Annotated in this window: 18 protein-coding genes and 2 pseudogenes; 13 read left to right on the top strand and 7 right to left on the bottom strand. The window is 70.5% G+C overall.

Annotated elements, in window-relative coordinates; all coding sequences use genetic code 11:
• Positions 1–6 precede the first annotated feature (6 nt).
• The 3 genes from EF387_RS02810 to EF387_RS02800 all read right to left on the bottom strand — a co-directional run bounded on the left by EF387_RS02810 (position 7) and on the right by EF387_RS02800 (position 1,777).
• On the bottom strand, positions 7–966 hold the full coding sequence (locus EF387_RS02810) for an ATP-binding protein (protein WP_128374852.1): 960 nt from the start codon (positions 964–966) through the stop codon (positions 7–9).
• A gap of 16 nt (positions 967–982) precedes the next feature.
• On the bottom strand, positions 983–1,153 hold the full coding sequence (gene rpmF, locus EF387_RS02805; protein ID WP_128374851.1) for a 50S ribosomal protein L32: 171 nt from the start codon (positions 1,151–1,153) through the stop codon (positions 983–985).
• Positions 1,154–1,261: 108 nt separating this feature from the next.
• Entirely contained in the window at positions 1,262–1,777 is a 516-nt protein-coding gene (locus tag EF387_RS02800) for a BlaI/MecI/CopY family transcriptional regulator (RefSeq protein ID WP_128374850.1), read from the bottom strand.
• Positions 1,778–1,939: 162 nt separating this feature from the next.
• Here EF387_RS02800 and EF387_RS02795 point away from each other — a divergent pair, with 162 nt between their 5' ends.
• Both EF387_RS02795 and EF387_RS02790 read left to right on the top strand, forming a co-directional pair.
• Entirely contained in the window at positions 1,940–3,448 is a 1,509-nt protein-coding gene (locus EF387_RS02795; protein WP_128374849.1) for a hypothetical protein, read from the top strand.
• 104 nt (positions 3,449–3,552) lie between these two features.
• Positions 3,553–5,235 carry a phospholipid carrier-dependent glycosyltransferase gene (locus EF387_RS02790; protein ID WP_128374848.1) on the top strand — a complete coding sequence of 561 codons (1,683 nt, stop codon included), beginning with the start codon at positions 3,553–3,555 and terminating at the stop codon, positions 5,233–5,235.
• A 20-nt stretch (positions 5,236–5,255) separates the two neighbouring features.
• Here the strand turns inward: EF387_RS02790 and EF387_RS02785 are convergent, their stop codons facing one another.
• Positions 5,256–9,266 (bottom strand): bifunctional nitrate reductase/sulfite reductase flavoprotein subunit alpha, encoded by a 4,011-nt coding sequence (locus tag EF387_RS02785; protein WP_238431317.1) that lies wholly within the window; start codon positions 9,264–9,266, stop codon positions 5,256–5,258.
• Positions 9,267–9,826: 560 nt separating this feature from the next.
• Here EF387_RS02785 and EF387_RS02780 point away from each other — a divergent pair.
• The 5 genes from EF387_RS02780 (at position 9,827) to EF387_RS02760 (ending at position 14,067) form a co-directional block, all read left to right on the top strand.
• Positions 9,827–10,216 (top strand): cell division protein SepF, encoded by a 390-nt coding sequence (locus EF387_RS02780; protein WP_128374847.1) that lies wholly within the window; start codon positions 9,827–9,829, stop codon positions 10,214–10,216.
• Positions 10,217–10,450: 234 nt separating this feature from the next.
• The gene (locus tag EF387_RS02775) at positions 10,451–11,620 is read left to right on the top strand and encodes an AAA family ATPase (RefSeq protein WP_128374846.1); all 1,170 of its coding nucleotides are present in this window, start codon (positions 10,451–10,453) and stop codon (positions 11,618–11,620) included.
• Positions 11,607–11,927 carry a nucleotide pyrophosphohydrolase gene (locus tag EF387_RS02770; RefSeq protein ID WP_128374845.1) on the top strand — a complete coding sequence of 107 codons (321 nt, stop codon included), beginning with the start codon at positions 11,607–11,609 and terminating at the stop codon, positions 11,925–11,927. Before EF387_RS02775 ends, EF387_RS02770 begins: the two co-directional genes overlap by 14 nt.
• Before the next feature lie 681 nt (positions 11,928–12,608).
• Complete coding sequence (locus tag EF387_RS02765; RefSeq protein WP_128374844.1) at positions 12,609–13,085, top strand: DUF6099 family protein; 477 nt, start codon at positions 12,609–12,611, stop codon at positions 13,083–13,085.
• A gap of 58 nt (positions 13,086–13,143) precedes the next feature.
• Complete coding sequence (locus EF387_RS02760) at positions 13,144–14,067, top strand: LLM class F420-dependent oxidoreductase (protein ID WP_128374843.1); 924 nt, start codon at positions 13,144–13,146, stop codon at positions 14,065–14,067.
• Between the two features lie 50 nt (positions 14,068–14,117).
• On the opposite strand, the gene EF387_RS02755 is transcribed toward EF387_RS02760, so the two are convergent.
• The gene (locus EF387_RS02755) at positions 14,118–14,516 is read right to left on the bottom strand and encodes a MarR family winged helix-turn-helix transcriptional regulator (protein WP_128374842.1); all 399 of its coding nucleotides are present in this window, start codon (positions 14,514–14,516) and stop codon (positions 14,118–14,120) included.
• Between the two features lie 95 nt (positions 14,517–14,611).
• Positions 14,612–15,064, bottom strand: a complete 453-nt coding sequence (locus EF387_RS02750; RefSeq protein ID WP_128374841.1) for a DUF5707 domain-containing protein — start codon at positions 15,062–15,064, stop codon at positions 14,612–14,614.
• Between the two features lie 395 nt (positions 15,065–15,459).
• Between EF387_RS02750 and EF387_RS47355 the strand changes: the two are divergent.
• From EF387_RS47355 to EF387_RS47975, 4 genes and pseudogenes are all read left to right on the top strand, one after another.
• A pseudogene (locus EF387_RS47355) lies at positions 15,460–15,724 on the top strand (helix-turn-helix domain-containing protein); the annotation flags it as partial.
• A gap of 69 nt (positions 15,725–15,793) precedes the next feature.
• Positions 15,794–16,414 (top strand): arabinofuranosidase catalytic domain-containing protein, encoded by a 621-nt coding sequence (locus EF387_RS47350; protein WP_338058078.1) that lies wholly within the window; start codon positions 15,794–15,796, stop codon positions 16,412–16,414.
• A gap of 336 nt (positions 16,415–16,750) precedes the next feature.
• The gene (locus EF387_RS46545) at positions 16,751–16,924 is read left to right on the top strand and encodes a hypothetical protein (protein WP_155589729.1); all 174 of its coding nucleotides are present in this window, start codon (positions 16,751–16,753) and stop codon (positions 16,922–16,924) included.
• Positions 16,925–17,310: 386 nt separating this feature from the next.
• Positions 17,311–18,216, top strand: a complete 906-nt coding sequence (locus EF387_RS47975; RefSeq protein WP_238431307.1) for a hypothetical protein — start codon at positions 17,311–17,313, stop codon at positions 18,214–18,216.
• Between the two features lie 354 nt (positions 18,217–18,570).
• On the opposite strand, the pseudogene EF387_RS47970 reads toward EF387_RS47975, so the two are convergent.
• Positions 18,571–18,765, bottom strand: a pseudogene (locus tag EF387_RS47970) (phosphotransferase); the annotation flags it as partial.
• A 43-nt stretch (positions 18,766–18,808) separates the two neighbouring features.
• Here EF387_RS47970 and EF387_RS02730 point away from each other — a divergent pair.
• A complete protein-coding gene (locus EF387_RS02730; RefSeq protein WP_202918127.1) occupies positions 18,809–19,279 on the top strand; it encodes a transposase family protein in 471 nt (156 codons plus the stop codon).
• A gap of 13 nt (positions 19,280–19,292) precedes the next feature.
• Positions 19,293–19,451 carry a hypothetical protein gene (locus EF387_RS47345; protein ID WP_128374839.1) on the top strand — a complete coding sequence of 53 codons (159 nt, stop codon included), beginning with the start codon at positions 19,293–19,295 and terminating at the stop codon, positions 19,449–19,451.
• Positions 19,452–19,477: the final 26 nt, after the last annotated feature.

Here is a 19,477-nt window from a genome sequence, read left to right as displayed (position 1 = left end):
AGGGCGTCAGGCGTCGGGGGCGAGTGCCTCGGGGCCGTGCCGGAAGTCCGGGTCGACCTGGGTGGCCAGGTCCTCACCCGTGGCCGCGTCGGCCCAGGCGGCGGCGTTGCGGAGGTGGAACTCGACGGCGTGCCGCTGGAAGGTGTCCCAGTCCTTGGCGCGGGCGTCGACGGCGGTGCGCAGTTGCCGCAGCGTGTGGGCGTTGTGCGGCTCCAGCTCACCGGGTGCGCGGCCCTGTTCCTGGGCGCGTACGAACGGGGACTGCTCGCAGTGGGCCAGCAGATGGTCGCCCACGTGGTCCTTGAGGAAGAGCAGGTCCTCCTCGCCGGTGACCTTGTTGCCGACCACGGCGATCGGGATGCCGAACTCGGCGGCGTGGTCGCGGTACTGGCGGTAGACCGAGACGCTCTTGCGGGTCGGTTCCACCACCAGGAACGTCAGGTCGAAGCGGGTGAAGAGACCGGAGGCGAACGCGTCCGCTCCCGCCGTCATGTCGACGACGACGTACTCGCCGGGGCCGTCCACGAGGTGATTGAGGTAGAGCTCGACCGCGCCCAGCTTGGAGTGGTAGCAGGCCACGCCGAGATCGCTCTCGTCGAACGCGCCGGTCACCATCAGCGGTACCCCGCCCACCCGTTGGACGTGCCGGGTGTGGATCTCGTCCTCGCCGAGCAGCCGCAGCAGCCGTGAACCCCGGCCCGGCGGGGTCGTCTTGACCATGGCGTCCCGGGAGGTGATCCGCGGGTTCGTGCCGCGCAGGAAGTCCTTGATGTCGGCGGTGTGCGAACTGAGCGGCGGGACGGTGAGGTTGACGTCCTCGTCGGGCGCCAGGGCGTGGGCGAGGTGCTGGTTGATGTCACCGTCGATGGCGAGGACGGGTGCGCCGGAGCGCGCCAGATGACGGGAGAAGAGCGCGGACAGGGTCGTCTTGCCGCTGCCGCCCTTGCCGACGAATGCGATGCGCACGGTATCTCGCTCCCGGTCAGCCGGTGGGGTGGAGCAGGCCGCGCTCGTACGCCTTGACGAGCCGCTGCGGTACGAGATGGATGGCGCCGTCGACCCGGACCGGCACGAGCTGCGAGGTGCTCGCCTTCCACTGGGCGCGGCGGTGACGGGTGTTGCTGCGGGACATCTTCCGTTTGGGAACGGCCATGGAGTCCTCCTCGATGGGTGATCGAGGAGAAGCTACATGAAAATGGATCCCATTACGAACAGGGGGTGGTGGTCAGTTCGGCGCCCCGCCCCCGGCCGCTCTCCCGGTTCACCCGGCTGCCGTGCGCCGGCCGGTGTACTGGCGCCGCGTGCCCCACCCCCGTCGGGAAGGTGCGATCCATGTCCCGCCCCTGCCGTGGTGGTGCGCGGCTCCGCCGGGGCGGGGGCCTTCCGGGTTGCGCCGTGGCTCGTCCCCGCCGAGGAGTTCGCGCAGTGCCGTCTCCTCCTCGGGGTTCAGTCCCATGACGAACTGCCGGAGTGCGGCGATCGGGTCCGGAGCCCGGTCGAGAGCCTCGCGCATCGCCTCGGCGGCCAGTTCGGCCGCGTTCTTCGCGGGCCGGTACGCCCCGCGCCGTCCGCCTGCGTCGCGCAGCACCAGCCCCTTGTCGTGCAGGCGTTTGAGGATGGTGTGCACGGTGTTGTAGGCGAGGCCGCCGCCGAGTCCGGACTGGATCTCGGCCGGCGTCAGAGGCCGGTCCGTGGCCCAGAGCGCGGAGAGCACCTCACTCTCCAGTTCGCCCGCGGCGCGCCGCTCCGCCCTGCCGTGGGGGTCTCTGCCGACCATGAATAGCACCTTACAAGCTGTAGGGCGGTGCGCCCAGACGTGTGCGGTGGGCGGCTCGCCCTCGGCGGCGCTTTACATGAACCCTACGGATTGTAGGGTTTCATAAGTTGACCCTACAGGGTGTAGGGAATGCGCGGTTCCGCAGGCGACCAGAGGGGAACGATGGCCAGCTCCCACCGCACACTCGTCGGGGCGCACCGGTACGAGCCGCCCACCGGTGCGAGCCCGAGGTGGCGGAATCGCGGTGTTCAACTGCCGGCCCTGGTGGCCTGCGCCTTCACGCTCGCCCAACTCGCCCTCGTGCGACCGGGGATGGGCCTCGGCTGGGACGAGTCGGTGTACGTCAGCCAGGTCAGCTCGCACGCCCCCGCGGCCTTCTTCAGCGCGCCCCGCGCGCGGGGGGTCTCCCTGCTGGTCGCACCCATCGCCTCCTGGTCCTCGTCCACCGAGCTGCTGCGCGTCTATCTGGCAGTGCTGTCCGGCCTCGGCCTGTACCTCGCGCTGCGGGCCTGGCGAGGGCTGTTTTCCGCCCGGGTGATGGCGCTGGCCGGCGCGTTGTTCGCGAGCCTGTGGGTGACCCTCTTCTACGGTCCCCAGGCCATGCCCAACTACTGGGTCGCGATCGGTGCGCTGGCCGGTATCGGGCACTTCCTGCGGGCCCGGGCGGACCGTTTCGACCGCACGGCGCCGTGGGGCGTGGCGGCGAGCGTGGCGCTGATGGCGTGGATGCGGCCTACCGACGCCGTCTGGGTGACCCTGCCCCTGCTGGTGCTGCTGCTCGCGGTGCGGAGCTTCCGGAGCCCGCGGCTGCTCGTGGCGATCCTCGCCGGGCTGGTGGCCGGGGCCGGCGAATGGGTGGTGGAGGCTTACATCGGCTACGGCGGCCTCGAGCAGCGGCTGTCCGACGCGTCCGCGATCCAGGGCGGGCTCGGCTGGAACATCGCCGTACTGGACCAGATCCGCAGCCTGGCCGGGAAATCCCTGTGCCGCCCGTGCACGGTGCCGCTCCCGCCCCTGCCGGTGTACGCCTGGTTCCTCGCCCTGCCCCTGCTCGCCGCACTCGGTGCGGTGTTCGCGCTCAGGGCCCGGCGTCCGACCACCACACTGGTGCCCCTGACCTGCGCCGTCACGGCCGGCATCCCGTATCTGCTCATGATCGGGTACGCCGCCCCGCGCTTCCTGCTGCCCTGCTACGCGCTACTGTCGATCCCGGTCGCCGACGTGTTCGTCCGACTGGTCACCGTGCCGAACCGGACCGCGCGGCGGGTGGCCGTCGCGCTGGTCGCGACCGGTCTCGCCGGGCACCTCGCCGTCCAGTACGCGGTGCTCCACAAGACCGTCACCCGCACCACCGCCTCACACCAGGGGTGGGCGCGCACCGCCGACGACCTGCACCGTCTCGGCGTACGCCCGCCCTGCCTGCTGTCCGGACATCTAGCCATCCCGATCGCCTTCTACGCCGGGTGCGGGTCCGTGCAGACCAAGGGGCACAACACCAACATCACTCGCCCTGACCTCCTGCGGGTCGCGGAGCGGACCCCGCTCGCCGTGCTGACCACCGCGCACGGGACCCCGCCCGCGTTCGCCCGCGACTGGCCGTCCCACCCTTCCGGAAAGCTGCGCATCTGGGTAGGACCCGCCGCACGGCAGGACGGCACAGCGGGTCAGTGAACCGGTGGGTCGGTGGGTTAAAACGACCCCGGCCCCGGGTTAAGGGTTGGGAAACGTTCGCGCGTTCCCCGAGCCGCTGCGTCCCCCTGGACGTAGCAAGGGGCATGCCCCTGTCGACGGTCCGCAAGGCTCTGTGCGCACGGCTGCGGCGGCACCGGCGGCCGCTGTTCGTGCTCGCCGTCGTCGCCCTGCTCGCCCAGATGGCGTTCGCCATGGTCACCACCGCCGTGCAGCAGACCCCGACCATCGACGAGCCCGTCTACGTGGGCACGGCCGTCGTCTACGAGCAGCAGCACAGCCTGCGCTACAACCCCGAGCACCCGCCGCTCGGCAAACTGCTCATCGCCGTCGGGACGACGCTCGCGGACCCGCACCTCGACCCCGGCTTCACCGGCGACCAGACCCGGCTCGGCCGGCACCTGCTCTACGAGTCGGGCAACGACCCCTGGCGGCTGATGCTGTGGGCGCGGCTGCCGGTGATCGCCGTGACCCTGCTGACCGGACTGGTCGTGCTCGCCTTCGCGTCCGACCTCCTCGGCCGGGTGGCCGGACTCGCGGCGCTCGCCCTGTACGCCTTCTCGCCCGACGTCATCGCCCACGGCTCACTCGCCACCCTCGACGTACCGGCGGCCGGTCTGCTGCTGACCACCGCCTGGCTGCTGTGGCGTGCCAGGCGACGGCCCCGCCTGTACCTGCCGCTCGCCGGGGTGGCGCTCGGTGCGGCCGTGGCCACCCGGATGAGCGTGCTGCCGCTGGTGCCCGTGCTGCTGCTCCTCGGCGCCCTGTCGTACTGGCACGCCCACCTCACCCCGGGGCCGGCTCGGCACGGACGGATGCGGCTGCCGGTCCGCGCCACCGCGGCCGCCGTGGCGATGGCGGTGATCGCCGTGGCCGTCGTATGGGCCGCCTATCTCGCCGTCGACCCCCGGCTGCGCTGGACCACCCCGCCGACCGTGCCCGACATCCGCGGGGTACGCGGGTTCGTCGCCCACTGGTTACCGCTGCCGGAGCCCTACCGCGACGGCATGCGCGTCCAGTTCGGCATCGAGTACTCCACGAAGGGCGGTGGGTTCCTGCTCGGCCGCCGCTACTTCGGCTCTCTCTGGTACTACCTGCCGGTCGCACTGCTGATCAAGACACCGCTCGGCATGCTCGCCCTGTGGCTCGCCGGGACCTCCGCCGTCGTGGCCGTGCCGCGGCTGCGGGCGGCGATCCCGTACATCCTGGTGCCGCCGACCCTGCTCATGGCCGTCCTGCTGGACGGGTCCCGCGACTTCGGCACCCGCTACGCCATCTTCATGCCGATGTTCCTGGCCGTCGTCGCGTCCTGCGTGCTCGCCCTGCGCCGAAGCGCGGCGCGCCGGTGGGCTTACCCCGCGACGGCGGCGCTGATCCTGTTCGTCGCGGTCAGCTCGCTGCGCACCTACCCCTACTACATCCCGTACTCGAACGAGGCTTTCGGCGGTACCGCCAAGACCCGTCTGCGACTGCACGACTCCAACGTCGACTGGGGCCAGGACCTCGGGCGCCTCGCCGACCGGCTCGACGACCGCTACCCGGGCGAACGGGTCTGGCTCGTCTACAAGGGCAGCGGAGTCCCCGCGTACTACGGGATCGACGCCGCCGACCCGCTGCGGGTGCCCGCGAACGACGTGCACGGACTGCTCGTCGTGTCGGACTCCGCGGCCGCCAAGGCGGAACCGGGGGGCCCGGTGGAGCGGCTGGTCCGCAGCAGCGAACCGGTCGACGAGGTCGGTCACTCCATCACGATCTACCGCCGGCCCTGAGCGGGTCCGTCACGGGGACCTCAGTACACGTCCCTGACATACCGTTTGTCGGCCGCCAGCTGCTTGACCCAGGCCGCCGCCTCGCTCTCGCCGAGGCTGCCGTGCGCCACCGCGATGTCCCGCAGCGCCCGGTCCACGTCCGCCGCCATCCGGGACGCGTCACCGCACACGAAGAAGCGGGCGCCGTCCTGCAGCCAGTGCCACAGCTCCGGACCGTGCTCGCGCATCCGGTCCTGGACGTACACCTTCATGCGCTGGTCCCGGGAGAACGCGGTGTCCAAACGCGTGAGGGTGCCGTCCTTCTGAAACGCCGTCAGCTCCTCCTCGTAGTAGAAGTCCGTCGCGCGGTGCTGCTCGCCGAAGAACAGCCAGTTGGGGGCCCGGTGGCCGAGGGCCCGGCGCTCCTCGAGGAACCCGATGAACGGTGCCACCCCGGTACCCGGACCCACCATCACCATCGGTGTCGCACCGTCCGCCGGCGGCCGGAAGTCGGGCGAGCGCCGGACGTGGACCGGCACCGGAGTACCCGCCTCACAGTCGGCCAGGAAGGGCGAGCACACACCGCCGCGGGCGCGGCCGGCGAGGTTCTCGTAGCGCACGACCGACACCGTCAGGGAGACCTCGAACGGGTCGACGAGCGGACTGGACGAGATGGAGTACAGCCGTGGCTGCAACCGCTTCAGCACCCCCGCCCACTCCTCGGCCGAGGCCCGCACCGCGTACTCGGCCACCACGTCGACGGCCTGCCGACCCCAGGACCAGCGGGCCAGCCCGTCCTTGTTGTCGGGGCGCATCAGCTTCTTCAACTCCCGGTTGTCCCGAGCTCGTTCGGAGACGAAACGGAGCAGGTCCGGGGTGATGCGGGTGATGTCCAGATGCCGGTACAGGGCCTCCTCGAAGGCAACCTCGCCCATGTCCCTGACCTGTACGGGAGTTGCCGCGTCCAGTCCGGTGACAGTCAGCCATTCGTCCACCAGCGAACGGGAGTTGACGGGCCGCACGCTGAGCGCGTCGCCGGCCTGGTAGGTCAGCGGGACCTCCGATTCCCGGGTGTCGAAGGTGAAGCGCCGCACCTCCTTGCCGGCGCCCGGCAGGCTGAGCAGCCGGTTGCCGGTGAGACGGGCGGTGGTGACCGGATTCGCCCGGCGTGCGGCGGGCGGCGCGGAGACCGTCCCGGGTGCCGGGGGTGTCAGGGTGGTCCCGCCGAGGGCCGTGAGCACCTCGTCGAGCCATGCCTGAGCGGACGTCTCGTAGTCCGGTTCGCAGTCCGTGCGCGGGGCGAGCCGCACCCCGCCGAGTTCGTCGAGCCGCCGGTCGAGCCGGCGGCCGTGCCCGCAGAAGTCGTCGTACGAGGAGTCGCCGAGCGCCAGCACGGCGTACCGCACGCCCTCGAAACGGGGCGCGTCGGGGCCGGCGATGGTGTCCCAGAAACCGGAACCGTTGTCCGGGGCCTCGCCGTCGCCGAAAGTACTCGTGATCAGCAGCAGATCCGCCGCGGGCGGCAGTGCGGCCGCATCGGCGGTGTCCATCCCGACCAGGCTCGCCTTGTACCCGGTCGCGGCCAGCCGGTCGACGACGTCCGTGGCGAACTCCTCGGCGTTGCCGGTCTGGGAGGCCCACAGCACGAGGACCTCGCGGCCGGGCGCCTCGGCCGCGGGGCCCGGAGCGGGAGCGGCAACGGAGGTCCGGGAGTACAGGCCCGCTAGGACTCCGTTGACCCAGAGGGCGTGCTCGGGGGAGAAGGGGGCGCCGGGCGGGAGGACGGGGACACCGGGGGCGCCCTTGTCGATACCGGCGAGGAAGCCGACGAGGTACTGGCGTTCGGGGGCGGTGAGGACAGGCGGAGGTGCGGGCGTGAGACCGAAGACGTCGACCCCTGCGGGCTGTGCGGCAGCCGTGTCCACCACAACCGCCGGGGCCGCGGCCTTGCGCGCGGAGCCCCCGGTGGGGGTGAGGGCGACCGCGCACACCTTCAGCTCCGGCTGGAACGACAGCGGATCCACCGCGTCGCTGGTGACCGCGTTGACACTCAGGTACTCCCCGAACAGGTCGTTCCAGTGGAACGGCGCGAAACAGCACCCCCGCTGCACCCGGTCGGTGACCACCGCGGGCAGGACCGCCCGCCCACGGCGCGAGGAGACCTCGACCAGGTCGCCGTCCGTGATCCCGAGCGACTCCGCGTCCTCGGGGTGCACCTCCACGAACGGGTCCGGATTGAGCTTGTTGAGCCGGGCGACCTTCCCCGTCTTGGTCAGCGTGTGCCACTGGTGCTGGAGGCGGCCCGTGTTCAGTACGAACGGGAAGTCGTCGTCGGGCATCTCGGCGGGCGCGAGGTGCGGCCGGGCGAAGAACACGGCGCGGCCGGACGCCGTGGGGAACGTCGGGCCTTCTCCGGCGGGCGCGCCGGCCAGATAGCGGATGGGGTTGCGGTCCGGGCCGTCCTGCGCGGCCGGCCACTGCACGGGAGTCAACCGCAGCCGCTCGTAGGTGACACCTCGCAGGTCGTAGCCCGTCTTCGGGTTCCAGGCCCGCTTGATCTCCTCGAAGACGTCCTCGGCGGATCCGTACGAGAAGCCGTCCTCGTAGCCCATCTCGCAGGCGATCCGCGCGATGATCCGCCAGTCGGGCAGCGCCTCGCCCGGCAGGTCCACGGCCTGGCGGGTCAGGGTGAGATCGCGCTCGCTGTTGATGAAGACGCCGTCGCCCTCGGTCCACAGCGCGCCGGGCAGGACGACGTCTGCGTAGGCGTTGGTCTCGGTCTCGGTGAAGGCGTCCTGGGTGACGACGAACTCGGCGGCCTCGAGTCCCTCGATCACCGTCTTGCGGTTGGCGACCGAGGCGACCGGGTTGGTGCAGATGATCCAGCAGGCCTTGATCGTGCCGTCCGCGAGCCGCTCGAACATCTCCACTGTGCCCTTGCCCACCCCGTCCTTCCGGATGGTCCCCGGCGCGATCCCCCACAACTCCTCGACGAACGCACGCTCCTCGTCCACCAGGACGGACCGCTGCCCCGGCAGCCCCGGCCCCATGTAGCCCATCTCCCGCCCGCCCATCGCGTTGGGCTGGCCGGTGAGCGAGAACGGGCCGCTGCCCGGACGGCATATCGCGCCGGTGGCGAGGTGCAGATTGACCAGGGCGTTGGTGTTCCAGGTGCCGTGCGTGGACTGGTTCAGGCCCATGGTCCAGCAGCTCATCCACTCGCCCGACGCGCTCGCCTCGCCGATGATCGCGGCGGCCCGGCGGATGTCCGCCTCCGGTATCCCGGTGATCTCCTCGACGGCCGCGGGCCCGTAGTCGGCGAGGAACGCGGGCATCGCCTCCCAGCCCTCGGTGTGCCGGGCGATGAACTCCGGGTCGGTGTGTCCGTTCTCGTGCAACAGGTGCAGCAGGCCGTTGAGGAGCGCGAGGTCCGTGCCCGGCCTGATCTGCAGGAACAGATCGGCCTTGTCGGCGGTGGCGGTGCGGCGCGGGTCCACCACGATCAGTTTCGCGCCCGCCTTGACCCGCTCCATCATCCGCAGGAAGAGGACGGGGTGGCAGTCGGCCATGTTGGAGCCGATGACGAGGAAGGCGTCCGCCTTGTCGAAGTCCTCGTACGACCCGGGCGGGCCGTCGGCACCGAGCGACAGCTTGTAGCCGGTGCCCGCGCTGGCCATGCACAGCCGGGAGTTGGACTCGATCTGGTTGGTGCGGATGTAGCCCTTGGCGAGCTTGTTCGCCAGGTACTGGGCCTCCAGGCTCATCTGCCCCGAGACGTACAGGGCGAAGGCGTCCGGGCCGTGCTCGTCGATGATCGCGCGGAGCCGGCGCGCGGTCGCGGTGATCGCCGCGTCAACGGGCGTCGGTTCCAGTTCCTCCCCCTGCCCGCCCCGGACCAGCGCGGTCGTCAGGCGCCCCGGCGCGGAGAGTAGATCGGCGGTGGTCGCGCCCTTGGTGCACAGCCTGCCGTGGTTCGCCGGGTGCGCCTTGTCGCCGGACGCCTTGAGGACCGTACGGCGGCCGTCCGGGCCCATACCGATGTCGAGGACCATGCCACAGCCCACACCGCAGTACGAGCAGACCGTACGCACCTGGGCGACGCCGCTCCGGGGCGCGGGCGCGGTCCCGGTGGCGGCGGGCTGCGGGCGCTGGGCGGTCACGGGCGGGCCCTCCTTCTTGGGGTTGCTTCCTCGTGTTGCTTCGCTTCGTGTTGCTTCTTGGGGTTGTCTCGCGGTGCTTGTCTTCGCGGTGCTTCTCTGCGGCTTGTTTCTCTTCGTGTTGCTCTTGCGGGTTGTTTTCCCGCGCGTTGCTTCTTCGGCTTGCAGATCCTTCGGGTGACAGATCGGTGCGAAGAACCGCTGCTGTCGGTAAGGAGTACGGCTGTGGTCGACGGTTGACTCCGGAAGCGTACGAATCCGCCGTTACGCCTTCGTCACATGGGGCGATCATGGGCCGTTACGCACCTCACACAGTGGCCGGAAGCGGCATGTGAGGAGCCTGCGGGAGCGGGGAGGGACGAATGCCGTCCGTGTCGTTGGTGGGCCGAACGGGTGACCATGCGTAAGAATTGGCCGATGCGGACAGTGAGTGCGAGCCAGGACGGGGTGGGCCGTTGAACAGCCACGACGTCACCGATGAGCAGTGGGAAGGGCTCGCCCAGGTCGTACCCCTGCGCGGCCGGGACGCCTGGCCGTCCGCGGTCAACCACCGCTCCGTGCCCGAGGCCGAGACCGAGGCGCGACGCCGCTTCGTCGTGTTACGCGTGAATGTCTTCGCCGACGCGCGCGACGTCGCGGAGACCCTCATGGCCGGCGTACCGGTACTGCTGGACCTGACGGGCGCGGAGACCGAGGTCGCCAAGCGGGTCCTCGACTTCAGCACGGGTGTGGTCTTCGGGCTGGCCGCCGGGATGCACCGCGTGGACCGCAATGTGTTCCTGCTCACGCCCCGGGGGACCGAGGTGCGGGGGCTGATGGAGGGGGCCGGGGTTCCTGGGGTTTGAGGGGATTTTCCTCTTCGGGGTCGTTCCTCCTGATTCGATTCGGGGTCGCTCTCCGGATTTCGAGTCGGGGTCGTTCCTCCGGATTCGAGTCGGGGTCGTCCTTGCGCCGGATTCGTTTTGGGGTCGTTCCTCGGGATCCGAGTCGGGCACCTTGAATCGAGTGTGATCCCTCGTTCGTAGGAAGGTTGCCGGAGTACGGCGGGCCGCCCCCCGGGCGGCACCTACCGTCCGGTCGTGACCGTTTTCGTTGAGGAGGTACCCGCCGGGGCCGAGGGCTGCACGCCGGGCCGGCCCCGTGTCGGTGAACTGAGGCTCCACGCCTACGCGATGCACCGGCGGGCCGTCTTCCCACTGGGACCGCTGACCTTCTTCGTGGGGCGCAGCGGCAGTGGCAAGAGCTCCGTGCTGCGGGCGTACGAGGCGCTGGCACGACTGGGCGGTGGGGCCTCGGTGGACGAGGTGTTCGCCGATCCGGGAGCCTGTGTACCGGAGCGGGCCCGGCCCGATTCCGCGCGGCGGCGCGGCTTCCGGATCGGCTGCCGGGCGGACGGCCCCGCCGGACCGGTGACGCTCGATCTCGCCGTCCAGACCGAGCCCGAACTGCGCATCGTGGGCGAGCGGTTGACCGGCGGCGGGCTGACGCTGCTCCAGACGGCGCTGCGGGACCCCAGGCAGCGGACCGTACAGGCGGCCTGGCACACGGGCGGTGCCACGGCTGTCACCCGCGCACCGCTGCCGGACGACCGGCTCGGGACCGCGCTGCTGCCGTTGCGGGTCGCGGGCAGCACGGACGGCCAGCGCCGGGTGCTGGCCGCCGCCGAGCAGATGGTGGTCGCGCTGCGGTCCGTCTTCGCCTGCGACCCCCGGCCCGCCCGGATGCGCGCGGCGGTTCCGGTCGGCGCGGGGCGGCTGCTGCGGGGATGCGACAACCTCGCCGAAGTGCTGTGGCGGACGCGGTCCGAGTGCGGGCGTCGGCACGGGCTGTTCGTGGCGGCGGTGCGCGAGGGGTGCGTCGGGGCCGTATCGGACGTGCTGGCGGAGGAACTGATCGACGGGACCGTGCGCGGGGTGCTCGACCGCGGGGACGGGGTCGGGACGGTACTCGGGCGGCTGGGCGACGGGGAGTTGCGGTATCTGGCGCTGGCGTTGGTGATGTTGACCGGGCCCGGTGTGCTGGAGGTGGACGCCGTGGGGGAAGTCCCGGCCGCGCTGCAGACCCTGACGGTACTGGCCGACGGGTTCGACCGCTGTCTGGACGCCCGGCAGGCGCGGGCGCTGGCGATGTTGGCCGGGCGGATGTGCGAGCGGGGGCACGTCCGGCTCGTGGGGGCGTCGAGCGACGCTTCGTGGGCGGCCGGGGTGCCCGGGGTGTCGGTGGTACACCTGGGGCGTGACGGAACTTGATGTGGCGGAGCTGCAGCGGCGGTTGGCTCGGTTCGCCGAGGTGCGCGGGTGGGGGCGGTACCACACGCCGAAGAACCTGGCCTCCGCGTTGAGCGTTGAGGCGGCGGAGCTGGTGGAGATCTTCCAGTGGCTGACGCCGGAGGAGTCGGCGCGGGTCATGGAGTCGGCGGACACGGCGGCCCGGGTGACGGATGAAGTGGCTGATGTTCTGGCGTACTTGCTGCAGTTGTGCGAGGTGCTGGGGATTGACGCGCTCGGGGCGCTCGCGGCGAAGATCGAGCGGAATGAGGGGAGGTTTCCGGTGTGAGGGTGCCTTGCGGGGGTGGTGGTCTGTGGCAGGTGTTGCCCTTGCCTGGGGTGCTGTCGAGGAGGGGTTGTTGCCGTGCCGGTTGTGTTGCCGTGCCGACTGTGTTGCCGTGCCGGAGGTTGGTGGCCGTTTGCGCCTGCCGGCGGTGGCTGGGTCGGGGCCGCGCCGGATTCTCCGTCCTCGGTCATGGGGGTCCCCCCGCTCGAGCGGAGCCGAGAGTGGGGGAGCGTTTCGTGTTTTACGCCAGGGCTGACTGGTCCGAGCGCCAGCCGCTGCGGGCGGAGATTCCGGCACGTCCCCTTGCGCCGGATCGCGGCTGCCGGTCGTGGGGGTGCGGTCGTCGCCCGGGCTGGTGGCTGCCGGGCGTGGGGGTGTGGTCGGTGGGTGGGGTGGTCGTCAGCCGCTGCGGGGCGGGGATTTCCGTGCGTCCCCTTGCGCCGGATCGCGGCTGCCGGTCGTGGGGGTGCGGTCGCCATCCGCGCCGGCGGCTGCCCGGCGGGGCGGGGAGGGTGAAGGGTCTGGTTACTCTCCGGAGTTATGTTGCTGTACGCATTAAATTCGGTGTCCACAGATTTCAGACTTCCTCTGGCTTTTCGTCCCGGAGCCCTTCACTCTGGGTAGTGGAGTCGGAGTGGCGGGTAGACGTGCGTCAAGTACGTCGGAGCAGAGCGGGGGCAGCGCATGGACGCGGTGCGGCTCATCCTGGCGAGCAGACGCGCCCTGGCGGCGAGCGACGAGGCGCCGGAGGTCATGGCGGAGGCCTGGCAGGCGCAGTCCCTGGCCCAGGCCGTCGGTAGTCGGCTGGCGGTGTCCGGACCGCCTGAACTGCGGGGCGAGGCACTGGGGTTGACGGAGCTGGCGGGCAGGGGGTGTGTGGTGCTGGGCACCCCGGGCCCGGACCTGCGGGCCGCCCAGCTCACGGAGCTCGGTGACGCCCGCCAGGCGTTACAGGGCCTGGGCGCCCTGCTCGGCGAGGTGGGCATCGCCCTGGTCGTGGTCGCCTGTGCGGCGGAGGGCGAGGGAATCTACTGGCAGTGCATGGAGGCGATCGACGCCGCCGACGAGGCCAGGGACCGGGTGCGCGAGATGCTGCGCAGGCTCGCGGCCCGGGAGCAGCAGCGCGAGCAGGCGATGGAGCGGGGTTCCGCCCCGGGGTGATCTTGACGGTGGGCGGGGCGGAGGGGCTGCACGGATGTTCGGCGCGCAGGATGGACGCATGGAACTTCGTATCTTCACCGAACCCCAGCAGGGCGCGACCTACGACACCCTCCTCAGCGTGGCCAAGGCCACCGAAGACCTCGGTTTCGGGGCTTTCTTCCGGTCGGACCATTACTTGCACATGGGTTCGGTCGACGGTCTGCCCGGACCCACCGACGCCTGGATCACCCTGGCCGGCCTTGCCCGTGAGACCAAGCGCATCCGCCTCGGCACGCTGATGACGGCAGCCACCTTCCGGCTGCCCGGAGTGCTCGCGATCCAGGTCGCGCAGGTGGACCAGATGTCCGGCGGCCGGGTCGAACTCGGCATAGGTGCCGGCTGGTTCGAGGAGGAGCACACGGCGTACGGCATCCCGTTCCCGAAGGAGAAGTTCGCCCGGCTGGAGGAGCAGCTGGCGATCATCACCGGGTTGTGGGCGACGGAGGTCGGCCGGACCTTCGACTACGAGGGCACGCACTATCAGTTGAGCAAGTCGCCCGCGCTGCCCAAGCCCGCCCAGGCGAAGGTCCCCGTCCTCATCGGCGGCAGCGGAGCGCAGCGCACCCCGCGGCTTGCCGCGCGGTACGCGGACGAGTTCAACATGCCGTTCGGCTCGATCGAGGAGAGCGAGCGACAGTTCGGCCGGGTGAGGGCCGCCGCCGAGCAGGCCGGACGCAAGGCCGACGAGCTGGTGTACTCGAACGCGCTGGTCGCCTGCGTCGGCAAGAACGACGCCGAGGTGGCCCGCCGGGCCGCCGCCATCGGCCGGGAGGTCGAGGAGCTCAAGACCAACGGCCTGGCCGGTACTCCGGACGAGGTGGTCGACAAGATGGGCCGCTATGCCGAGATCGGATCGCGGCGGCTCTACCTCCAGATCCTCGACCTGGACGATCTGGACCACCTGGAGCTGATCTCCACCGCCGTGCAGTCGCAGCTGGGTTAGGGAGTCAGTGGCGTCCGTCGGCCGGGCGAAGGTGTCCCGGGCCGGCGGACTCAGGTTCCGGCGATGCGGCCCACTACCGTCCGCGAGATGTCCCGCAGCTGGGTGAGCTGGGCAGGACTGAGTGCGTCTATCACCAGGTCGCGGACCGTCTCGACATGGCCGGGGGCGGAGGCCACGACCTTGGCGTAGCCCTCGTCGGTGAGACGGGCGACGGTGTAGCGGCCGTTGTCGGGGCAGGGGGCGCGGCGGCCCCAGCCCCTCTCCTCCAGGCGCTTCACGACGTGCGAGAGCCGGGAGAGGGACGCCGTGCTGAGGCAGGCGAGATCGCTCATCCACAGGGTGCGGTGCGGGGACTCGGACAGGGCGGCGAGGACCACGTACTCGAAGTGCGTGATACCGGCGTCGCGCTGCATCTGGCCGTCCAGGGCGGCGGGCAGCCGCAGCAGCATCCCGACCAGGGCATGCCATGCCTCCCGCTCGGTCGTGTCAAGCCAGCGGGGCCCGATCGCTGTCGCGTCGGCGCCGTCGTCCAGTTACGCGTGGATCACACTACGGTGAAGTCGGCCGCCTTCGTGTCCAGCGTCGTGTCGCCGTCCTTGTCGGTGGCCAGGACGGCGACGTGCCACAGACCGCGCGGGGACGCCTCGGCATCGGCGCGCGTGATGGGGACCTTGTAGGTGCAGCGCATGGTGTCCCCACCGGCCGGCTTGCACACCGCCGTCTCCGCAGCCGCCATCTCCTTGACGGTCAGTCCCTTCTTCGCGAACGACGACTTCGCCGGCCAGGCCAGGACCTTCACGTTCTTCACGCCGGAGGACGCCGTGACATCAGTGGTGAAGGCCAACGAGCCGGCCCGATCACCTTCGGGGGCAGCGTAACGGGCCGTGTTGTGCGCCAGAACCGGAGGCTGGCCCCCGGCGTAGGCCAGAGCGAAGGCCCCGGCACCGCTCAGGACGACAACACCGGCGGTCACGGACAGAACGATACGACGCGACATGAGAAATTCCCCCGACAGGATCAGCTGCATCAGACCGGCGCTCCTTGTTGCGCCGCTGCACCAATCCTGGCCACGCAACAAGCACCAGGTATGAGCGAACATACTCAACAACGGTCTGAGTAGGGCCAGTCCGTCAGCCAAGACGAAGGCGAGAGGCTGGCAATTGCCGTCGACCGGGCTGGGCATGCAGGGCTGAGCGAGACAAACGGTTCCCCGGCCAGTGAGGTCTTTCAGTGTGGTCATTGATCGGGTGACGACGTCGGCCTCCGCAACGAGCAAGGCTCCTATGCCGTTGAGGGAGATGTTCGACGCCTCAACTCATTTGCGCCGGAGCCTTGTTGGCTGCCTATCCTGACGCACTCGACCTGCCTCATGCCCTGGTCGAGTGGGTCACCATGCTCATTGCCACCCGCGAGGGTGACCTCCGCTGCAAGCTCCCACCGCACCAACGTGCCCTGGTCGGCCTGGTGTACCTGCGGCGGCACGACACCCTCGCCCAACTCGCGGCCGGCTTTGGCATCTCCGTCGGAACCGCCCACGCCTACACGGCAGCTGTCATCGACCTGCTCGCCGACCGGGCGCCCGGGCTGCTGCGGACCCTGCGCGAAGCCGAGCCCGACTACGTGCTGCCGGACGGCACCCTCGCGGAGTGCGACCCTGCCCGGCCGAGCACACGACCTGACCGCGGCCCGCACCCACAAGGGCACGGCGAACCTCTGGGCCATCCGGATGGGCAACGCGCAGTCGGGCGGCCTGTCGACCGGTTACTGCGGACCGCGCCCCAGCGACCCGGGTTACAACCCGATGCACAAGGAGGGGGCCATCGTCCTCGGCATCGGCGGCGACAACAGCATCTGGGGCGCCGGTACCTTCTACGAAGGCGTGATGACTTCCGGTTACCCGTCGGACGCCACCGAGGACGCGGTCCAGGCCAACATCACCGCCGCCGGCTACGCGGAGACCGGCCAGGAGATCGTGGGTGCCGGGTCCGGCCGGTGCATGGATGTGCCGGGCGCGACCACGAACAACGGTACCCAGGTGAACCTGTGGGACTGCAACGGCAACTCCAACCAGCGGTGGACCTACACGTCCGGCAAGCAGTTGAGGGTGTACGGCAACAAGTGCCTGGACGCCTACAACTGGGGCACCAGCAACGGCACTCCGGCCGCCATCTGGGACTGCACAGGGGCAGCGAACCAGCAGTGGAACCTCAACGCCGACGGCACGATCACCAGCGCCCTGTCAGGGTTGTGCCTGGAGGCCGCTGGTCTCGGGACCGCGAACGGCACGAAGCTCCAGCTATGGAGCTGCTGGGGCGGCTCCAACCAGAAGTGGAACCTGCGCAACTAGCCTCGATCGCTCGTTGAGGGCCGTCAGCTTGCTGACGGCCCTCTTCGGCTCCGAGCAGGGCCGTCACAGAAGGGCTCGCCGAACCCGGGGTACCGACGCGGCGATGAGACAGCCGAGACCGCGGCGGCACGACGCGGCCAGCCACGCCGCCCCGCAAGCGAGGCACGCTCCTGGACAGCGGCGGCAACAAGGTCCTCAAGGCATCCGGGGACCAGTGCTGGGGAGGCGACAACACCACGATGTCCTTCGCCCCCATGCGGGGCGGCTGGTGCCCACCGCGTCCTTTGGCGCCCCGGGGAGATCCTCGAGTGGAAGCTCCAGGGGGACGGCGGCACGGTGGTGCAGGAACTGTCCGGCGCGGCCAACGGCCTGCACGGCGTGCACTTCCCGGTGCCGACCGTGGACGGCTCGGTCGCGTACTTCGGTACCGGCCACTCGCCGACCGGCCCCGCGGACTCGGACCCGGCCCAGTCCTCCAGCCCCGCGGACGCCTCAACATCGGAGCAGTGATGATGGTGCCGTGGCCCTCCGCCGGGTGAAGGCGGCTCGGGAAGGTCACCTGCACACGAAGCTTCGTTGCGATACGCCGCGGCTGCGCCGAACACCACCACACCGCGTGGCCTGCGCTCCCAGGGTTGATGCCCTCTCACCTGGGGGACAGGGCGGTTCGTCGGCCCTGGGGCCTGATGAGCGGTTTGCCGGAGTGGAAGTAAGAGACGCGACGTCAGATGATCGAGGCTTCTGGGAGACTGAAGATCGTCCCGGAGTCGTGTCCGCGTGCGCGGCATGGTCGTCACCGCCGACGCGATCCGCCGGGCACGGACGTCGCGAAAGCTCAATGTCTGTTGGTGCCACAGAGATCACGACGTCGTACGCACATCTGCGATGCTGGGCAGATGAGCAAGATATGGCAAGGACACGTCATCGATGGCACGCGCTTCGTGGTCCCGGCGTCCGGTGTGACGCCGAGGCACGTGCTGTGCGCGGTCGGCGTGGGCCTGGATCCCGACGTCATCAGCCGGGTGGTCGAGGAGGCGGGCGCGGGGGACTTCACGCTCGACGAGTTCCAGCGGGAGCCCGACCCCCGGATGCGAGAGGCGTTCGACGCGGCGGTGGCTTCCCGCCGGATCACCGGCGTCGACGAGTTCGGCGACGACGACTGGGCCGCGGTGGACGCGCACGACTCGGTCGCCTACGTCCTGTCACCGCCGATCTCCCAGGCCACCGGCCTCGACGTGTCCCGCCGGGCGCTGGCCGTCACCGCGGCCCTGCTGACCAATGGGGCCACCGCGGTGAAGAACGAGTCAAGCGGGGTGGCCTGCGGGCGGGAGCGGTGGCTGGCCCTGGCGAGCGAGGCGGCGGCCGCCGAGAACGTGGACGACCTGGCCGGCGCCCTGGTCCAGGCCTGGGTCGTGCCGGTGATTGACGACGGGGAGGTCTACTACAGCTGCGGCATGCACCTCCTGGGCGAGGCCGATGTGGAGCTGGCCCCCGGACGCACCGCGGCGCCCGAGCCGGAGCTGTTGCTGGAGTGGGTGACCACCATGGAGGTCGCGGGGTACTACCTGCTGACCGAGCAGCCGGACCACGGCGTCCAGAACGGCGAGGGCTTCCGCATCACCCCGGACGCCTCTCGCTGGATCATGAACCGTGTGGAGTGCGAACGATTCGAGGACGACGACTTCTTCCACAACCCGTACGGATACTGGCGCCTGACCCCGGCCGCCCGCGGCCCCCAGAGACGGGCGAGGCTCAAGAGGCGCAACCCCCGCACGACCCTGGGAACGCGACGGAAGAGGTGAGAACGGCGAGGGTGTGACATCTCCGGGCCACGGGCCGAACGCCGCGCCCTTCTCCGGCGTTTCAGTACCGATCGCGGTCCCGCCCACCCGGGCGACCGCACATGGGGCGAAGAGCCGGAGGGACGCATGGCCAAGCGAACACCCGCCAGGCCCGGCGCGATCGCGGCCGTGGCGGTCGCAGTCCTGGCTCTCGGCGGACTCCAGGGCTCGACGGCCGGCGCGCAGACCGTGGAAGCCGTGTCGAGCCATTCGACAACCTGCCACGGCACCCAGCCGAAGGGCGGCGGCACCGGTGACTCCGGCGACGGCGGCCCGGAGGACGACACCCCCATGTACCGAACCCTGGGCCACGTGGGTCTGCTCCGAGGTGTCCAGCCAGAGCCCGATGCGCGGAGTCTCCTCGCGCAGGGCCTGATCGAGGGCTTCGACCGTCCAGACGCCATACCCGGCCTTCGGGCGCTCGGCCTCCCTGGTCTGCACGGCTGCGGCGGAGGGAGCCAGCACGACGACGTAAAAGGGGCGTGTGCGCACCCGGGCGACATACCACGGGCCTCACGCTTGCCCCCGAAGGGGGCTCGGTGAACGCGGCTGTGTGCACTGCCTGGCCCGTGACGCCGGAATCTCCCAGGCCACCGGCTACCGCTACCTGCACGAGGGCATCGACGTCCTGGCCAACCGGGCCCCCGATCTGCACAAGGTCCTCAGCCGCTGTCAGCGCGAGGGTACGACACACGTGATCCTGGACGGCACGCTGATCGAATCGGACCGCCTCGCCGGCGTCCGGGACAACGGCAACGACCTGTGGTTCAGCCAGAAGCACAAGGCATTCGGCGGCAACATCCAGTTCCTCGCTGCCCCGGACGGCACCCCGCTGTGGGTCTCCGACGTCGAGCCCGGCTCCACCCCCGACATCACCGCCGCCCGCATCCACGCACTGCCCGCGCTGTACAAGGCGGCGGCCGACGGCCTGCCGACCCTGGCGGACAAGGGCTACATCGGCGCGGGCATCGGCATCCCTATCCCCGTCCGCCGCCCAAAGGGTCAGTCCGAAAGGACCCCTTAACGTCGACACCCGCATGTTCAACACGCTGCTACGGCATGTGCGGGCACTCGGCGAGCGCACCGCCGCCGAGCTCAAACAGCGATGGCGCGCCCTGCAGCACGTCACGCTCAGCCCCAGCCGGATCGGCGACATCGCCCGAGCAGCCCTCGTCCTCAACGGAATCTGGAAGTGATCATCGTTGAGAAAACCTCACTGACT

This window comes from Streptomyces cavernae (assembly GCF_004023625.1).
Lineage (GTDB): Bacteria > Actinomycetota > Actinomycetes > Streptomycetales > Streptomycetaceae > Streptomyces > Streptomyces cavernae.
The sequence above is the reverse complement of the archived record's forward strand: the minus strand, read 5'-3'. Positions and strand labels throughout refer to the sequence as shown.

Coding starts and splice junctions, on each gene's coding strand:
- rpmF (WP_128374851.1), bottom strand. CDS start 1,153: ATGGCCGTTCCCAAACGGAAGATGTCCCGCAGCAACACCCGTCACCGC.
- EF387_RS02800 (WP_128374850.1), bottom strand. CDS start 1,777: ATGGTCGGCAGAGACCCCCACGGCAGGGCGGAGCGGCGCGCCGCGGGC.
- EF387_RS02795 (WP_128374849.1), top strand. CDS start 1,940: ATGGCCAGCTCCCACCGCACACTCGTCGGGGCGCACCGGTACGAGCCG.
- EF387_RS02790 (WP_128374848.1), top strand. CDS start 3,553: ATGCCCCTGTCGACGGTCCGCAAGGCTCTGTGCGCACGGCTGCGGCGG.
- EF387_RS02785 (WP_238431317.1), bottom strand. CDS start 9,266: ATGGTCCTCGACATCGGTATGGGCCCGGACGGCCGCCGTACGGTCCTC.
- EF387_RS02765 (WP_128374844.1), top strand. CDS start 12,609: ATGGACGCGGTGCGGCTCATCCTGGCGAGCAGACGCGCCCTGGCGGCG.
- EF387_RS02760 (WP_128374843.1), top strand. CDS start 13,144: ATGGAACTTCGTATCTTCACCGAACCCCAGCAGGGCGCGACCTACGAC.
- EF387_RS02755 (WP_128374842.1), bottom strand. CDS start 14,516: ATGCTGCTGCGGCTGCCCGCCGCCCTGGACGGCCAGATGCAGCGCGAC.
- EF387_RS02750 (WP_128374841.1), bottom strand. CDS start 15,064: ATGTCGCGTCGTATCGTTCTGTCCGTGACCGCCGGTGTTGTCGTCCTG.
- EF387_RS47350 (WP_338058078.1), top strand. CDS start 15,794: ATGGGCAACGCGCAGTCGGGCGGCCTGTCGACCGGTTACTGCGGACCG.
- EF387_RS47975 (WP_238431307.1), top strand. CDS start 17,311: ATGAGCAAGATATGGCAAGGACACGTCATCGATGGCACGCGCTTCGTG.
- EF387_RS47345 (WP_128374839.1), top strand. CDS start 19,293: ATGTTCAACACGCTGCTACGGCATGTGCGGGCACTCGGCGAGCGCACC.